Source organism: Arthrobacter sp. Soil736 (assembly GCF_001428005.1).
Classification (GTDB): Bacteria; Actinomycetota; Actinomycetes; order Actinomycetales; family Micrococcaceae; genus Arthrobacter.
Map to the genome: position 1 here is coordinate 72,743 of NZ_LMSB01000012.1, position 14,139 is coordinate 86,881.

Sequence of the window (14,139 nt, forward strand, 5' to 3'; positions counted from 1 at the left end):
GTGAGCAGCAACGAGGCAAGGGCCGCCGCCGAAGCGGTGTGGCGTATTGAGTCCGCCCGCATCGTCGGCGCCCTTGCCCGGTATACGGGCGATTTCCCGCTGGCCGAGGACCTCGCACAGGAGGCGCTGGCCGAGGCGCTCGTGTCCTGGTCGGTGAATGGCGTCCCCACGGAACCGGTGGGTTGGCTGCTGACCACCGGCCGGCGTCGTGCGATCGACACCTTCCGGCGCCGTGCCGTCCGGGACGAAAAGTACGTGCTGCTGGCCCGGGACCTCTCGGAGGAGGAACCGGGGGCGGATTCCCTGTTCGATCCCGAGGCGATCGACGACGACGTGCTGGCGCTGATGTTCATCTCCTGCCATCCGGTGCTGTCCAAGGAAGCGCGGATCGCGCTGACGCTGCGCGTAGTGGGCGGCCTGGGCACCGACGAGATCGCGAAGGCGTTCCTGGTCCCGGTGCCCACCATCCAGGCGCGCATCACCCGGGCCAAGAAGACACTGGCCGCCGCCCACGTTCCATTCGCCGTGCCAGAAGCGCACGAAGTTCCTGAACGGCTTGGCTCTGTGCTCCAGGTGGTCTACCTGATCTTCACGGAGGGTTCGTTCGCGTCCGGCGGTGAGTCCTGGATGCGCACCGACCTGGCCAGCGAAGCACGCCGCCTGGCCCGTGTGCTTGTGCGGCTGGCGCCCGAATCAGAAGTGTTTGGCCTGCTGGCCCTGATGGAACTGACCGCCGCGCGGTTCCCGGCAAGGCTCGACGCGTCCGGCCGGCCTGTCCTCCTGGAAGACCAGGACCGACGGCGGTGGGACCAGTCCGCGATCCGGCGCGGCCGTGCGGCGCTGGCGAGGGCCGTGGCAGCTGGCCGCGGGCTGGGCGCCTACGGGCTGCAGGCCTCCATCGCCGAATGCCACGCGGTGGCCCGCTCGGTTGCGGAAACGGACTGGCAGCGGATCGTGATCCTTTACGAGGCGCTGGGCCGGTTGTCGCCGTCGTCCATTGTCGATCTGAACCGCGCGGTGGCGGTGGCCATGGCCTCAGGCCCGGCGGCAGGGCTGGAACTGGTAGACGCGATCGCGTCCCGTGGCGAACTCAACGGCTCGCACCTGCTGCCGGCCGTCAGGGGCGAGATGCTGAGCAGGCTCGGCCGGCGCGAAGAGGCGAAATCGGCGCTGCAACAGGCAGTCGGCGTGTGCACGAATGCGGCCGAACGCGCAGCGCTGGAACGCAAGATCGACGAAGAAAATGCTTAGGGCAGGACAATGTTCGTGAGTTCTGACCGTTGGCCGGTTTCCAAGTCCTCAATAAGAACCAGCGAACTGACCTTGGGGCAGTAGTACTTATGCTCTCTGGAGTTTTTCTCAAGCGGCGTCCAGTCGTAGACTTTGACGCAGTCGGTGTATGTGCCAAATTTCGTAGAAACGGTCAAGCCGGTGGCGACGGTGTCTCGCATATCTTCGGCGTTTCCTACGTAATATTCTTGCCTGTATGAGTCGCCCACGCGCTGCTCGGCCTTCATCCAGATTCCAGCTTTTGCACCATTCATTCCATGAATAAAGCTGCCCGAATTATTGAGCAAGATTCCATTCATGAAGTTATTCACGTCCTCGCCAAAGTACCACACGTCTCCATTTTTGTGTTGAGCCAGGTAGTCCCTGGTTTCCTCGACAAGCTGCCCGTTGTTATAGACCCTGTCCAGATAGATGGCCGTCTCAACGCCCTCAATGACCTTTGATTCACTGAGGATCTCAATCTCGATTCGCTCGGTGATTCCTCGTTGATCCGTACTCTCATAAGTCATCTTTTTGCCTACGGGAAGGGCGAAATACTTGTTGGTAATCTCCGCCGTGAAGTCCGCTGGTTTGATCTGCGGATTGTAGCGGTTAGCTTCATTTCTTAAGTTGTTGATGTACAAAAACGCCCCGCCGGCAATTATCAGCAATAAGACGATGATGCCGACGAGCATTCTGGTTTTTGAATTCATAACGTTCCGCCCCTTCCGAATAGGCCTTTGAGGGAACCCCCACGGGCTGTTGGCAGCGAATTAGGCAGGCGTCGGCGGAATGTTGTGGTTGAGGCGGAAGAGATTGTGGGGGTCGTAGCGGTCCTTGAGCGCCACGAGGCGCTGATATTTGTCCTGCCCGTAGGCCCGGCGAGCGGCGTCTGCCTCCTGGTGTCCGGGTTCGGCGCCTAGGAAATTGACGTATTCGCCGTGCTCGGAGAACGGCTGCATGAGCGCGTATGCCTTGCGGGCAAAGGCTGTTAGCCGTTCGTCTTCGGATGGGTCGTGCCAGAACCCATAGACGTTGAGCCAGTAGCGCGCGGACCTGTTCGGGAAAGCCGTGGCCTCCTCCGGCACTCGTCCGAACGCGCCTTCCAGATGGTGGATGTCTATCCCGGTCCCATGCCATGCCAGCTCGGAGGCGAACCCGACCAGGACGTCGACGACCTCGTCGTCCATGCGAGAGAACGAAACGTTCTTCCAGTAGCCGCGTGAGCCCTTAGGGAACACGGTGTCCATGGCACTCTGCCAGTCCAACCACGACGTCGCGCCCACCTCCTGTTCGTCGGGAGGAGCCTCGACACGCAGTTGCTCAATGAGCTTGAGACCGGCCTGGTGGTCTTCTGCAACCCACGCGAACCCGATAATCATCCAAGGCTCGTCGCCCATCCCGAACTCGGGCGGGAGTACCAGGAAGGAGATGATCGGGTTCATCTCCCCGGGCAAATCCCGGGTCCACGTGGCGAATGCGACTAAGGCTTTCCTCCAGTGCTGTTGCCGGTAGAAGAGGTTGCCACCCAAGGGTGTCGCCGGTAGTGGATGGGCGCGGAAGGTGAACGAGGATGCGACTCCGAAGTTCCCGCCGCCGCCGCGAAGTCCCCAAAACAACTCGGGGTTCTCCTGCTCGCTGGCGTGCAGGTGCTCCCCGCTGGCGGTGACAACATCGACGGAGTCCAGGTTGTCCAGGCTCAGTCCGTTGGAGCGCGTCAGCCAGCCGACGCCACCGCCAAGAGTGAGTCCGGCCACCCCGGTCCCGCTGATCACTCCCAAAGGAACGGCCAGGCCATGCGCGGCCGTGACCCGGTCCACGTCGGCCAGCGTCGCCCCGGGCTCGACGGTGACAAGCCTGTTCTGAGCGTCGACAGTGACAGCCTTCAGGGGTCCCAGATCCAGCACGAGGCCGCCCTCAACGGTGCCGTGGCCGGCGATATTGTGCCCTCCGCCGCGGACGGCCAGCGCCAGGCCGCTGCGCCGCACGACGTCCAGCACCACGTCGATATCAGAGACTGCGCCCGCCCGAGCGACGGCGCGCGGACGGAGATTGATCATGCCGTTCCATACCGCCCGGGCTTCCTCGTAGAGCGGATCCTGCGGCTCGATCACCGATCCCGAGAGCCGCCCGCGCAGCTCGTGCAGTGCCTGTTGGATCTCAAGTTCCGGATCGTATTGATGAGCTGCGGTCATCGGTCGATGCTTCCGGGTCGAAGGGTGAAGCCCTTGGGCGACATCGGGTGGGTGTGGGCAGGCGTCGGCTCGCCCGATGTCCCGATTTTAGGTTTACCACCTGCGCCGGGCAACAACTTATTTGTTTGAGATCGCCCGAATACGCTTTGCGCACTGTCGACGTGATGGCGGGATTCGAACCCGCGTGCACGGTTTTGCAGACCGCCCCCTGGCCTCTCGGGCACACCACGTACCAGGAGCGTAGACATGTCGCCGTGGAATGTCCCTGAGTGTGAACACAGCCAGGCGGTTTTCTTACGCCATACTTCGGACGGTGAACCCGTGTTTCCCCGCGGGTCCGTTCGTTTCATCCGGTGTTGGGAACCGGCAAGCAGGGTGATTGATTGGGCATACCAGCTTCGAAAGGACCCGCCATGACGGAACATTCTGATCTCACCCCGCCCCGGCTCCGCACCGTTCTGGGCCATTTCGCGACCGGCCTGACCGTGATCACCGCCGCAACAAAGGGCGGGCCGGCCGGCTTCACGTGCCAGTCTTTCTCGTCCCTGTCGCTGGAACCGGCATTGGTAACGTTCAGCCCTGCACGGACCTCGAGTACGTGGCCGCTGCTGCGGGAGGCGGGACGGTTCACAGTGAACATCCTGCCGGCCGAACACCAGCATCTGTCGGGCCAGTTCGCCCGTTCCGGGGCCGACAAGTTCGCCGGCGTTGACCACTCGCCGTCGCCCCTGGGCAACCCCGTGCTGGACCAGGCCCTGGCCTGGGTGGACTGCGAACTGCACGCGGAATACGACGGCGGCGACCACACCATTGTGGTCGCGGCGGTCCGGGCCCTGAGTGCCCGGGCTGATGCGGAACCGCTGCTCTTCTTCAGGGGTGACTACTTCGGCGTGCAGTCCCGTGCCGGGGCCCTGGAGAGCGTGGCATGACGATGGTGAAGTCCACTTCCCGACGACGCGGCCGCCGTCCCGGTCAACCGGACGAAACGGTGGACTCCGGAAGACCTGCGGAAGTCTGGGACGCCATATCGGTGGGAAGCACGGTTGAGGTCAGCCTGGCAGGCGGACACTCCTACGTGGGCCGTGTAGATGCCAAAACCCCCGACTCCGGCATCGTCTGGGTGGTCAGCTTCACCGGCCTTGGCCGCCAGATGTACGGAAGCCACGACGGCGTCCGGCTGCGGCCCACGGCATGGCGGAACCTGTGACCGCGGTTCTGCTCGTGGGCGTGTTCGTTGCCTTGTCCGTGGCGGGTGCTGCATGGGCTGCGGCGGCAGCCGTCGGCACTGGACGGCGTCGGCGCAGCCAAGCCATGATGGAAGGAAGCGCGAGGGCTGGATTGCATCCGCAGTTGCCGATGGCACCCCGCGGCGGAGGTGCGGTGGCATGTCAGACAAACCGGTGCCCGCGGAGTACGCCAGGTCCGACGTATCCGGTCAGGCGACCGAATCTCTCCTGACCGGCTACTTCGCGCAGGTGCCTGCGGAGGACCTGCGCAGCTACAGCACCGAGACTCTTCGCGCGAGGGTGGCGCACCACCTCAAAGTGGCGTCGTCGCGCGCGCCCGGTCAGGCCGCCGTCGGGATCCTGAACGAAATGGACGCCAGCATCGTTGCAGTGGTGACCGAGGACATCCCGTATCTGGTCCACTCGGTCACGGCGGAGCTCGCACGCGACGATGCCGCGATCCGGCTGCTGGTGCATCCCAGCTTTCAGGTGCTGCGGGACCCTGTCTCCCACGAGCTGTTGGACGTCTGGACCGGTTCCTCCACGGAGGACGCCTTGGGAGGGCGTGCCCCGGAAGCAGGCGCAACCGAGGTCTGGATTGCGGCCGAGATCGGCAGGCTGGCGGACAACGCGGCCGCAACGGAGCTCACAGAGAACCTTCACAGGGTGCTGGACGAGGTTCGGGTTGCCGCCGAGGACGCCGCCGCCATCCACGGTAAGTTGTCCGAGGCCGTCGCCTCCGCTGCCGGATTGCCGCACACTCTCGTTCCGCCGCCGGAAGAGATTCGCGAGCTGCTCCTCTGGCTTGACGATGGCAACTTCCTGTTCCTGGGCTATGACGAATATGAACTCACGACGGCGGGTGGCCAGGAGCTGCTCTCTGAGCGGCCCGGTACCGCGCTGGGCCTGCTGAGGCGGCCGCAGGGGGACGCTGCTGCTGGGCATGGGCCGGGGATGCCCAGGATAGGCGGGCCCGAAGCGCTCACGTTTGCCACGTCGGAGGTAAGGTCTACCGTCCTGAGGCGGTCGTACCTGGACGAATTGCATCTGCAGGTCATCAACGAGGCCGGCACAAGCATCGGGGAGCGACGGTTCGTGGGGTTGTTTACCGCCGGCGCCGCCCATCAGTCCGTCAGGCGGATTCCGGTGATCCGTGAAAAGGTCCGGGTTGTCAGCGAACGCCTGGGATTGGCGTCCCGGTCCCATCACGGCAAGGACCTGCTGGCCATTCTGGAGACCTTCCCGCGCGATGAACTGTTCCACACTGACGCGGATGACCTCACACGGCTGGCGGGTGAAATCCTCCGCGCCGAGGTACACCGGCGGACACGCGTGTTCCTCCGGCCCGACAGCTTTGGCCGATTCACGTCCGCGCTGGTCCTGTTCCCGCGCCGCCGCTACAGCACTGCCGTCCGGCTGCTGATGGAACAGGAGCTCCGGCAGGTCTTCAAAGCGAAGTCCATTGACTTCGATGTCCGTCTGACAGAGTCGCCCATGGCCCGGGTCTTCTTCCGGATCCACATGGCCGGCACCGCGCCGGACGCACCGGAATACACGACCGTCGGCGTCGACCCCTCCGTGCTGGAGCGGCGGCTGATCTCAGCCACCCGACCATGGTCGGAGGGTCTTGAGGAAGTGATCCGTGAGCGCTTCACCGCGGCGGGGGCCGCACGGCTCACCGAGCTGTGGTCGGACGCGTTCCCCCCGAGTTATCGCGCGGACTACGAGGCGGAAACCGCTATCGCGGACATCCTCAATTTCGAGAGGTTCGACCTCGACGGCACAGGCGGTCGTCCCGACTGGGATCCGCTGCTCACGGTTTACGCCAGGCCGGGGACGTCGCCCACCCTCGCCGAGGAAGCACGGATCCGCCTCTATCTGACCAAGCCCAGGAGTCTCACGCAGATCCTGCCGTTCCTGCACAACCTCGGGCTCGAGGTGCTGGACCAGCGGCCCTTCGAGCTCCGGCGCGGGAGCGGCCAGGACGTGTTCCTCTACGACCTGGGCGTGAAGTATCCGGGCGGCGTTGACCCCGAGGCAACCAGCGAACTGATCGCTGATGCCTTCGCGGCCGCCATGCGCGGCGACATCGAATCCGACCGGATCGACGCACTGGTCATCAGGGAGCGGGTGGGCTGGCGACAGGCGGCGATACTGCGAAGCTACGCGAAGTATCTCCAGCAGCTGGGGACAACCAACTCGTACGGTTTCATCGCTGACACGCTGTTGGCCAATGCCCGGGCAACCCACGCGCTCCTGGACCTCTTCCAGGCGAAATTCGATCCCGGGCTGGACGCGCCCGCCCGACTCCAGCACACCACCGCTGCCCGGAAGGAGCTGCTGGCCGCCATCGACGAAATTCCCGTCCTCGACGCCGACCGGCTGCTGCGCACGTTCATGAACCTGGTGGAAGCCACGCTGCGGACCAACTACTTCCTGGACAAGACACACCTGAGTTTCAAACTGAATCCGGCCGCGATCGCCAATGCCCCGTTTCCGCGACCGAAGTACGAGATCTGGGTCTACTCCCCACGTGTTGAAGGTGTCCACCTCCGCTTCGGAGCCTTGGCTCGCGGAGGGTTGCGCTGGTCCGACCGAAGCGAGGATTTCCGGACCGAGGTTCTGGGGCTGGTCAAGGCGCAAAACGTGAAGAACTCCGTTATTGTGCCGACGGGAGCCAAGGGAGGGTTCTATCCCAAGCGGTTGCCCGACCCGGCCGCGGATAGGGAGGCCTGGCTTGCCGAAGGCCTGGAATGCTACCGGATATTCGTCAGCGCGCTGCTGGACGTTACCGATAATCTGGTAATCGCGGCCCGCGGTGAAGCGGTGGTGCCCCCCGAAGGCGTGGTACGCCACGACGGCGACGACTACTATCTCGTGGTGGCGGCGGACAAGGGAACAGCATCCTTTTCCGACACAGCGAACGCCCTGGCCCGGGACTACCGCTTCTGGCTCGGCGATGCCTTCGCGTCCGGCGGGTCCGTCGGCTATGACCACAAGCAAATGGGTATCACCGCCCGCGGGGCGTGGGAGTCCGTGAAGCACCATTTCAGCGAGCTGGGCATGGACTCGCAGAGCGAAGACTTCACTGTCGCCGGCATCGGAGACATGAGCGGCGACGTCTTCGGAAACGCGATGCTGCTCTCGCCGCATATCCGGCTGGTGGCGGCCTTCGACCATCGGCACATCTTTCTTGATCCGACCCCCGATCCGGCATCGTCCTTCCAGGAACGCAAGCGCCTCTTCGGGCTTCCCCGTTCGTCCTGGGCCGACTACGACCCCGCGCTGATCAGCGCCGGCGGGGGCGTCCACTCCCGCCGGGCCAAGACCATCGAAATCACGGAGGAGGTCCGGCTCTGCCTCGGCCTGGAGCCAGGAACCGCAGCGCTGCCGCCTCACGCACTTATGCAGGCTATTCTCCGGGCGCCCGTGGACCTGCTCTACAACGGGGGCATCGGCACCTACGTCAAAGCCTCCACGGAAAGCCAAACCGAGGTGGGCGACAAGGCCAACGATCCCATCAGGGTCAACGGCAACGAACTGAGGGCCCGCATAGTGGTAGAGGGCGGAAACCTGGGTGTCACCCAGCGCGGCCGGGTGGAGGCGGCCCTCGCCGGCGTCCTGCTAAACACGGATGCGATAGACAATTCGGCCGGCGTGGACTGCTCGGACCACGAGGTCAACATCAAGATTTTCGTCGACCGGATGATCGCGGCCGGAAAGATGCGGGCCGCGGAACGGGCAGGCTTCCTGCAGTCCCTGACCGATGAGGTATCCCGCCTGGTCCTGGCAAACAATGCGGACCAGAACGTCCTCCTTTTCAACGACCGGCACATGGCACTCGAGCTGAGTCCCGGTTTTGAGCGGATCATGGACTGGCTGGAGACCGCCGCGGACCTGGACCGCAGCCTGGAGGGACTGCCGGGCACGGAACAGCTCCAGGACAGGCTGCGGTCAGGCCACGGACTGACCGCACCGGAATTGTCGGTGCTTGCCGCCCACGCAAAGATCGAATTGGCCAGGGAGCTCACCGTCGGCGACCTCGCCGATGATCCGTGGTTCAGGAGGGTCCTCCGCGGCTACTTTCCCGACCAGCTGTCCGAACGCTTTGATGCTGAGCTGGACGAACACCCCCTGCGCCGGCAGATCATCTGCACGGTGGTGGCCAACGACATGATCAACCTTGGGGGAATCACGTTCGCGTTCCGCGCCATCGAGGAAACCACGGCCACAGCCGCGGCAGTGGCCAGGGCCTTCGTGGTGGTCCGTGAGGCCTACGAGCTGCAGAGGTTCGTGGACAGGATTGCCGGCCTACCGCCCGGATTTCCCAGCGAACACGCCGCCGCAGTGGTCCTGCCGCTGCGCAGGATCATCGACCGGGCGACCCGATGGTACGTGACCCACGACCACCGTGATCAACCCATCGCCGAAGCCCTGAAGAGGGTCGCGCCGACCTTGGACCTGCTGCGGACCAGGACCCTGGACTTTCTGCGCGGCTCGGATCTGGACCGCGCCAAGGAGCGGCTGGCGCACTGGGACGACGTCGGGATGCCGGCTGAGTTGGGACGGCGCGCCGCCGATTTGCTTGAAAGCTACTCGCTGCTGGACATCTCACTCGTGTCCGAGCAGGTGGATGAACCCCTCACCACAATCGCCGACATGTACCACACGGTTATTCATTGGATCGGTGTGGGAACGTTACTGCTGCGCATTACTGACCTGCCACGGCAGAGCCGTTGGGAGGCCCTGGCTCGTGCAGCCCTGCGCGACGACGCCTACTCCGCCGTCGTCGACATAACAATTTCCGTCATGCAGACGACCCAGAGGAGCGATGCCTCCGGCGCCGCTGCTGTGGAACGCATCGTGGAGTGGGAGCGCGGACGTCAGGAGCAACTGGGACGGATCAAGGACACGTTCGCGGAGGTCACCAAGCCTGGGCAGGTGGACCTCGCCTCGATCTCCGTGGCCCTGAAACTCCTGCGGACCCTGGCACGGCGGTGAGAGCCCCTCGTCAAAGGGGTTTGCTTTCACGGCAGCCTGTCACCGTGACTGTACGCGGGGCCTGGAAGGACAGGAGCCGGATCCATTCGGGCTCGCCCTCCCGCAGCTGGATTCCGGGCAGCGCTGCAGCAGTTTCCTGGATGGTGACGGCCGCCTCCAGTTCCGCGAGCTTGGCCCCGAGGCAGCGGTGGATGCCGGAGCCGAACACCAGGCCGTAGGCGGTTGATGGTCCGCGCTGGGCCGGTTGCGAAGGTGACGTGATGTGGTTGCCGCTCAGTTCGAGGAGGATCTCGGCACCGGCAGGGATCGGGGCACCACCGACGTTCGTGTCGTGCGCTGCCACGCGGCGCCAGGTGGGGACGGATGATTCGGTGGTGAGCACGTGCCGGACCATGGCCTTGGAGCCCGCTTCGGACGCCGCGTCCTCCCAGCCCACGGGCGCGGATCCCTCCAGGAGCCGGAATAGGGTGGTGCTGATCAGCTGGGTGGTTGTTTCCTGTCCTGCGATCAGCAGGAAGTAGCCGAGCGAGCACATTTCCGGCGTGGACAGGCCGTGTTCGGCCAGCGATTTGAACAGGTTGCGTCCGGGGGCGGTCAGGGATTCCGCCACGAGCTTGCGCAGCCAGACGTAGAACTCTGCGGCGCTGTGGGCCAGTTCGAGTTGCCGGTCCTCGTCGGGCCAGCCCCAGAACAGCTCCATGGAGTCAAGGCCCCACCGCTTCAGGTCCGCAAGATCCCGAACGGGCAGCCCGAGGAGTTCGAGCATAACGACTGCCGGGGGAAACGCCGCGACTGTCCGCACGAGGTCCGCGTGACCGGACGAGTCGAGCCGGTCCGCGGCGTTCCGTGCCGCTTCCTGCGCCAGTTCCCGGATCCGGGGCTCCATGGCGGCGACCGTGGCAGGCGTGAAATAACCCGCCACGACCTTGCGGATCCCGGCGTGCGTGTCCGTGTCGTTGCTGGCCAGCACGGGAGGCAACGCAAATTGAACGCGCTGCAGCACGCGCAGGGCGCGCCCCTCCAGCGGCGTCACCGCGACCAGGGCATTCGCCGGGCTGAAGTCGGCAGGCCGGTGCAGCACTTCACGGACGACGTCCGGGTCCCGCACCACGAGGTACGGGCACCGGGCCTGGTCCGGGCTTTCCGTCTGGCCGGAGCTTTCCACCCCGTGAGCGGCTTCCGCCTGGCCAACACTGTCGACCCGCGGCTCCGCGGAGCCGGCGGTCAGCATAGCCGGGTTCATGCGGGCAGCCCGTTCAGCCATGCAGCTGCTCCGGCACGGAAGGCAGCCGGGGACAGTTCCGAGGCCTGCTCGGGAAGGGCGCCGAGGAACGGCACCCGGAGCGACCCGAGCACCTTCCGGTTGCTGCGGTGAACGAACCCAGGCGCGGACGGCCAGCTTCCGAGCACGACGCCAATGACCTGAAGGCCCCGCGCGTCCAGCGCTTCGAGGGTCAGCGCGGTGTGGTTCAGCGTGCCGAGGGCTGGCCGGGCGACGAGCACGAATGCCGCCGCGAGGAGCGATCCCAGGTCCGCCAGGGTGCCGCCGTCGGAATCCAGCTCCACCAGTAGGCCGCCTGCACCCTCCACCAGGACGTGGTCGTGGGACGCGGCGAGCCTGCGGACCTTCTCCGCGTGCGCAGCCAGCGTGGGGAGCGGCGTTCCGTCGACGGCGGCAGCGGCGACGGGGGCCAGGGGCTCCTGCAGGACGACTCCGGTTTCTGCTGTCACGGCGCCGGCGAGCCGGACAATTTCGGCAGCGTCGGAATCGCCGTCGGCGGCTCCTGACTGGCACGGTTTGTACACCGCGACGTTGCGCCCCGTTCCGTGGAGGACGGCGGCGAGTGCCGCCGTTGTCATGGTCTTACCGACGCCGGTGTCCGTTCCGGTGACCAGGATGATGCCGGGCAGGTTCATGGAAGTTCCTCCAAAATGCCGCGCAGCACTGCGCAGCTGTCTTCGATTTCCTCGGGTGTAAGGGTGGCGCGGGCGGTCAGCCGCAGCCGGGAGATGCCGTCCGGAACGGACGGCGGACGGAAGCAGCCGATCCGGACGCCGGCCGTGCGCGCGGCCCCGGCGGCCGCCAGGGCCGATTCGGCGGACGGCATGGCGATGGACTGGACGGCCCCCGCCGCCCGCTCGACGGCGGCGCCGCGGGCTTCAAGGGCAGGGGCGAGCCCCGCGGCCAGCGCCGCAGCGTTGCTTCGGACGGAGCCCGCCCGCCAAGGTTCGTCCCGGATGATCCGCACCCCGGCGAGGGCAGCGGCGGCGGAGGCGGGCGCCAGGCCGGTGTCGAAGATGAAGCTCCGGGCCCGGTTGACGAGGTGTTCCCGGAGGAGCGGGGATCCCAGGACTGCTCCGCCCTGGCTGCCCAGGGCCTTGGAAAGCGTCGCGGTCACGATCACGTTCGGATGCCCGGCAAGGGCTGTCCCGGCCACCGAGCCGCGGCCCTGAAAGTTACCGGTGCCGGTGACTCCGAGGCTGTGGGCCTCGTCGATGAGCAGCACGGCATCGTACTGCTCGGCCAGGTCCAGCAGGTCAACGAGCGGTGCTTCATCGCCGAGGACGCTATAGACGGATTCGACGGCGATGAGTGCGCGCGGCTCCGACCGGCCGGCAAGCAGGCGGCCGGCTTCCTCCACGCTGTTGTGGGTGAACGATTCGGTGCGGGAGCGGCTAAGCCGGAATCCGTCGATCATCGAGGCATGGCAGTGTTCATCCGCGACGATCAGGGTCCCGGGGCCGCCGAGCGCCGTGATCACACCGATGTTGGCCAGATAACCGGAGGAGAACACCAGTGCCGTTTCCATCCCGGCCAGCATGGCCAGTTCCTGCTCAAGATCAAGATGCAGCCGGGTGGTTCCGGCCACCAGGCGCGAGGACGTGGCCCCTGTGCCCCACAGCGAAGCGGCCGCCGCAGCGGCCTCGGCAAGCCGCGGGTCCGCCGCGAGGCCCAGATAGTCGTTGCTGGCCAGGTCGATGAACTGTTCGTCCGCGGCCCGGGGGAGCGGACGGCGGACCAGGCCCCGGCGGTCCCGGACCGCGGCCTGCCGCTGGAGCCACTGGGTCATCGAGGCGCTCATGCCGCGCCTCCGGACCGTGCCGGGACGTGTTCGTGGACTTCGGCGACGGCGGCCGTCATGCCCGCGGTGATCTGCTCAACGTCCGCCGAAGTGCTGATATATGGCGGCATCGTGTAGACGAGGTTCCGGAACGGCCTGACCCAGGCCCCCTGCCGGATGGCTGCGGCGGTGACAGCAGTGACGTCGACGGCGTCGTGCAGCTCAATGACTCCGACGGCGCCGATGGTGCGGACATCCCGGACGGCCGCAAGTTCCAGGGCGGGGGCCAGCCCCGATTCCAGGCCCGCGCCGATCCGGGCGACGTCGGCCCGCCAGCCGCCGTCGTCAATGATGCCCAGGCTCGCGTTGGCCACCGCACATGCCAGCGGGTTGCCCATGAACGTGGGGCCGTGCAGCAGCGCCCCGGCCCGGCCGCCGGAAACCGTCGACGCAATCTCCCCGGTGCAGAGCATCGCGGCGAGGGTCAGGTAGCCTCCGGTCAGGGCCTTGCCCACGCACATGATGTCCGGCACGACGCCGGCATGATCGGCCGCGAACAGCTCGCCGGTGCGGCCGAAGCCGGTGGCGATCTCATCGAAGATGAGCAGCAGGCCGTGCCGGTCCGCCAGCTGCCGCAGCGCTGTGAGGCATTCGGCCGGGTAGGCGTGCATGCCGCCGGCACCCTGGAGGACCGGTTCGACGATGATCGCGGCCAGCTCCCCTGAATGCGCAGCCGTGATGTCCCCGAGCTCGGAGGCCCACGCCCGCACCGCTTCAGGGGTCGCAGAGGCCGCTGCAGGGGGACGGGGTGCAAACACGTTGCCGGCCAGCAGTCCCGGGAAGGCGGAGTGCATGCCGTCCACGGGATCGCAGACCCCCATCGCCGCAAAGGTATCGCCGTGGTAGCCGCCGCGGATGCTCAGGAACCGCTGCCTGTGCGGGTGCCCGGACGCGGTCTGGAACTGCACCGCCAGCTTCAGTGCAACCTCCACGGACACCGAGCCCGAGTCCGCGAGGAACACCCTCTCCAACCCCGGCCGTCCGGGCGCGGCAGGGGCCATGCCCGCCAGCCGCTCGGCCAGTTCCACTGCCGGGGCATGCGTGAGGCCGCCGAACATCACATGGCTGAAACTTTCCAGCTGCCGCCGCGCGGCGGCGTCCAGCGCGGGGTGGCGGTAGCCGTGGATCGCCGACCACCACGAGGACATCGCGTCGACCACCTCATGGCGTGTGCCGTCCTCGCCTTTAAGCCGCAGCCGCACGCCGTCGGCCGCCTCGACCTCCCAGAGCGGAAGATCCGGGGAAGCCGGTGCGTAGGGGTGCCACAACCTTGCCCGGTCCCGCTGGATCAGGCCCATCATCGGCGCCGAAGCCGGCGTCATGGGA

Annotated in this window: 10 protein-coding genes and 1 tRNA gene; 4 read left to right on the forward strand and 7 right to left on the reverse strand. The window is 66.3% G+C overall.

The genetic code is table 11. The annotated features are described in order from the left end of the window. Nucleotides 1–1,251, forward strand: coding sequence for an RNA polymerase sigma factor (locus ASG92_RS08755; protein ID WP_056626881.1), 1,251 nt, complete (start codon nucleotides 1–3; stop codon nucleotides 1,249–1,251). On the opposite strand, the gene ASG92_RS08760 is transcribed toward ASG92_RS08755, so the two are convergent. The 3 genes from ASG92_RS08760 to ASG92_RS08770 form a co-directional block, all read right to left on the reverse strand. Then, nucleotides 1,248–1,982 carry a hypothetical protein gene (locus tag ASG92_RS08760; RefSeq protein WP_056626882.1) on the reverse strand — a complete coding sequence of 245 codons (735 nt, stop codon included), beginning with the start codon at nucleotides 1,980–1,982 and terminating at the stop codon, nucleotides 1,248–1,250. The genes ASG92_RS08755 and ASG92_RS08760 overlap by 4 nt on opposite strands. Before the next feature lie 60 nt (nucleotides 1,983–2,042). Beyond that, the gene (locus ASG92_RS08765; RefSeq protein WP_056626885.1) at nucleotides 2,043–3,464 is read right to left on the reverse strand and encodes an FAD-binding oxidoreductase; all 1,422 of its coding nucleotides are present in this window, start codon (nucleotides 3,462–3,464) and stop codon (nucleotides 2,043–2,045) included. A gap of 159 nt (nucleotides 3,465–3,623) precedes the next feature. Beyond that, nucleotides 3,624–3,694, reverse strand: a tRNA-Cys gene (locus tag ASG92_RS08770). 183 nt (nucleotides 3,695–3,877) lie between these two features. Between ASG92_RS08770 and ASG92_RS08775 the strand changes: the two genes are divergently transcribed. The 3 genes from ASG92_RS08775 (at nucleotide 3,878) to ASG92_RS08785 (ending at nucleotide 9,691) form a co-directional block, all read left to right on the forward strand. Continuing rightward, nucleotides 3,878–4,393: a flavin reductase family protein gene (locus ASG92_RS08775; RefSeq protein WP_056626887.1), complete on the forward strand. Its 516-nt coding sequence runs from the start codon at nucleotides 3,878–3,880 to the stop codon at nucleotides 4,391–4,393. Then, nucleotides 4,390–4,671: a hypothetical protein gene (locus tag ASG92_RS08780; RefSeq protein ID WP_157372155.1), complete on the forward strand. Its 282-nt coding sequence runs from the start codon at nucleotides 4,390–4,392 to the stop codon at nucleotides 4,669–4,671. Before ASG92_RS08775 ends, ASG92_RS08780 begins: the two co-directional genes overlap by 4 nt. A 178-nt stretch (nucleotides 4,672–4,849) precedes the next feature. Next, nucleotides 4,850–9,691: an NAD-glutamate dehydrogenase gene (locus ASG92_RS08785; protein WP_056626889.1), complete on the forward strand. Its 4,842-nt coding sequence runs from the start codon at nucleotides 4,850–4,852 to the stop codon at nucleotides 9,689–9,691. Nucleotides 9,692–9,701: 10 nt separating this feature from the next. Here ASG92_RS08785 and ASG92_RS08790 read toward each other — a convergent pair whose 3' ends face one another. Genes ASG92_RS08790 through ASG92_RS08805 form a run of 4 tightly spaced genes read right to left on the reverse strand, consistent with a single transcriptional unit; the run spans nucleotide 9,702 to nucleotide 14,135 of the window. Continuing rightward, on the reverse strand, nucleotides 9,702–10,955 hold the full coding sequence (locus ASG92_RS08790; RefSeq protein WP_240987058.1) for a cytochrome P450: 1,254 nt from the start codon (nucleotides 10,953–10,955) through the stop codon (nucleotides 9,702–9,704). Then, nucleotides 10,931–11,608 carry a dethiobiotin synthase gene (gene bioD, locus ASG92_RS08795; protein ID WP_056626890.1) on the reverse strand — a complete coding sequence of 226 codons (678 nt, stop codon included), beginning with the start codon at nucleotides 11,606–11,608 and terminating at the stop codon, nucleotides 10,931–10,933. Before bioD ends, ASG92_RS08790 begins: the two co-directional genes overlap by 25 nt. Then, nucleotides 11,605–12,774 carry an 8-amino-7-oxononanoate synthase gene (locus ASG92_RS08800; protein ID WP_240987059.1) on the reverse strand — a complete coding sequence of 390 codons (1,170 nt, stop codon included), beginning with the start codon at nucleotides 12,772–12,774 and terminating at the stop codon, nucleotides 11,605–11,607. The genes bioD and ASG92_RS08800 overlap by 4 nt, the downstream gene beginning before the upstream one ends. Further along, a complete protein-coding gene (locus ASG92_RS08805; RefSeq protein WP_056626893.1) occupies nucleotides 12,771–14,135 on the reverse strand; it encodes an adenosylmethionine--8-amino-7-oxononanoate transaminase in 1,365 nt (454 codons plus the stop codon). The genes ASG92_RS08800 and ASG92_RS08805 overlap by 4 nt, the downstream gene beginning before the upstream one ends. Nucleotides 14,136–14,139: the final 4 nt, after the last annotated feature.

Excerpts from the sequence above, each read along its gene's own strand:
- ASG92_RS08790 (WP_240987058.1), bottom strand. The coding sequence starts at position 10,955 with ATGGCTGAACGGGCTGCCCGCATGAACCCGGCTATGCTGACCGCCGGC.
- ASG92_RS08805 (WP_056626893.1), bottom strand. The coding sequence starts at position 14,135 with ATGACGCCGGCTTCGGCGCCGATGATGGGCCTGATCCAGCGGGACCGG.
- ASG92_RS08765 (WP_056626885.1), bottom strand. The coding sequence starts at position 3,464 with ATGACCGCAGCTCATCAATACGATCCGGAACTTGAGATCCAACAGGCA.
- bioD (WP_056626890.1), bottom strand. The coding sequence starts at position 11,608 with ATGAACCTGCCCGGCATCATCCTGGTCACCGGAACGGACACCGGCGTC.
- ASG92_RS08785 (WP_056626889.1), top strand. The coding sequence starts at position 4,850 with ATGTCAGACAAACCGGTGCCCGCGGAGTACGCCAGGTCCGACGTATCC.
- ASG92_RS08775 (WP_056626887.1), top strand. The coding sequence starts at position 3,878 with ATGACGGAACATTCTGATCTCACCCCGCCCCGGCTCCGCACCGTTCTG.
- ASG92_RS08760 (WP_056626882.1), bottom strand. The coding sequence starts at position 1,982 with ATGAATTCAAAAACCAGAATGCTCGTCGGCATCATCGTCTTATTGCTG.
- ASG92_RS08780 (WP_157372155.1), top strand. The coding sequence starts at position 4,390 with ATGACGATGGTGAAGTCCACTTCCCGACGACGCGGCCGCCGTCCCGGT.
- ASG92_RS08800 (WP_240987059.1), bottom strand. The coding sequence starts at position 12,774 with ATGAGCGCCTCGATGACCCAGTGGCTCCAGCGGCAGGCCGCGGTCCGG.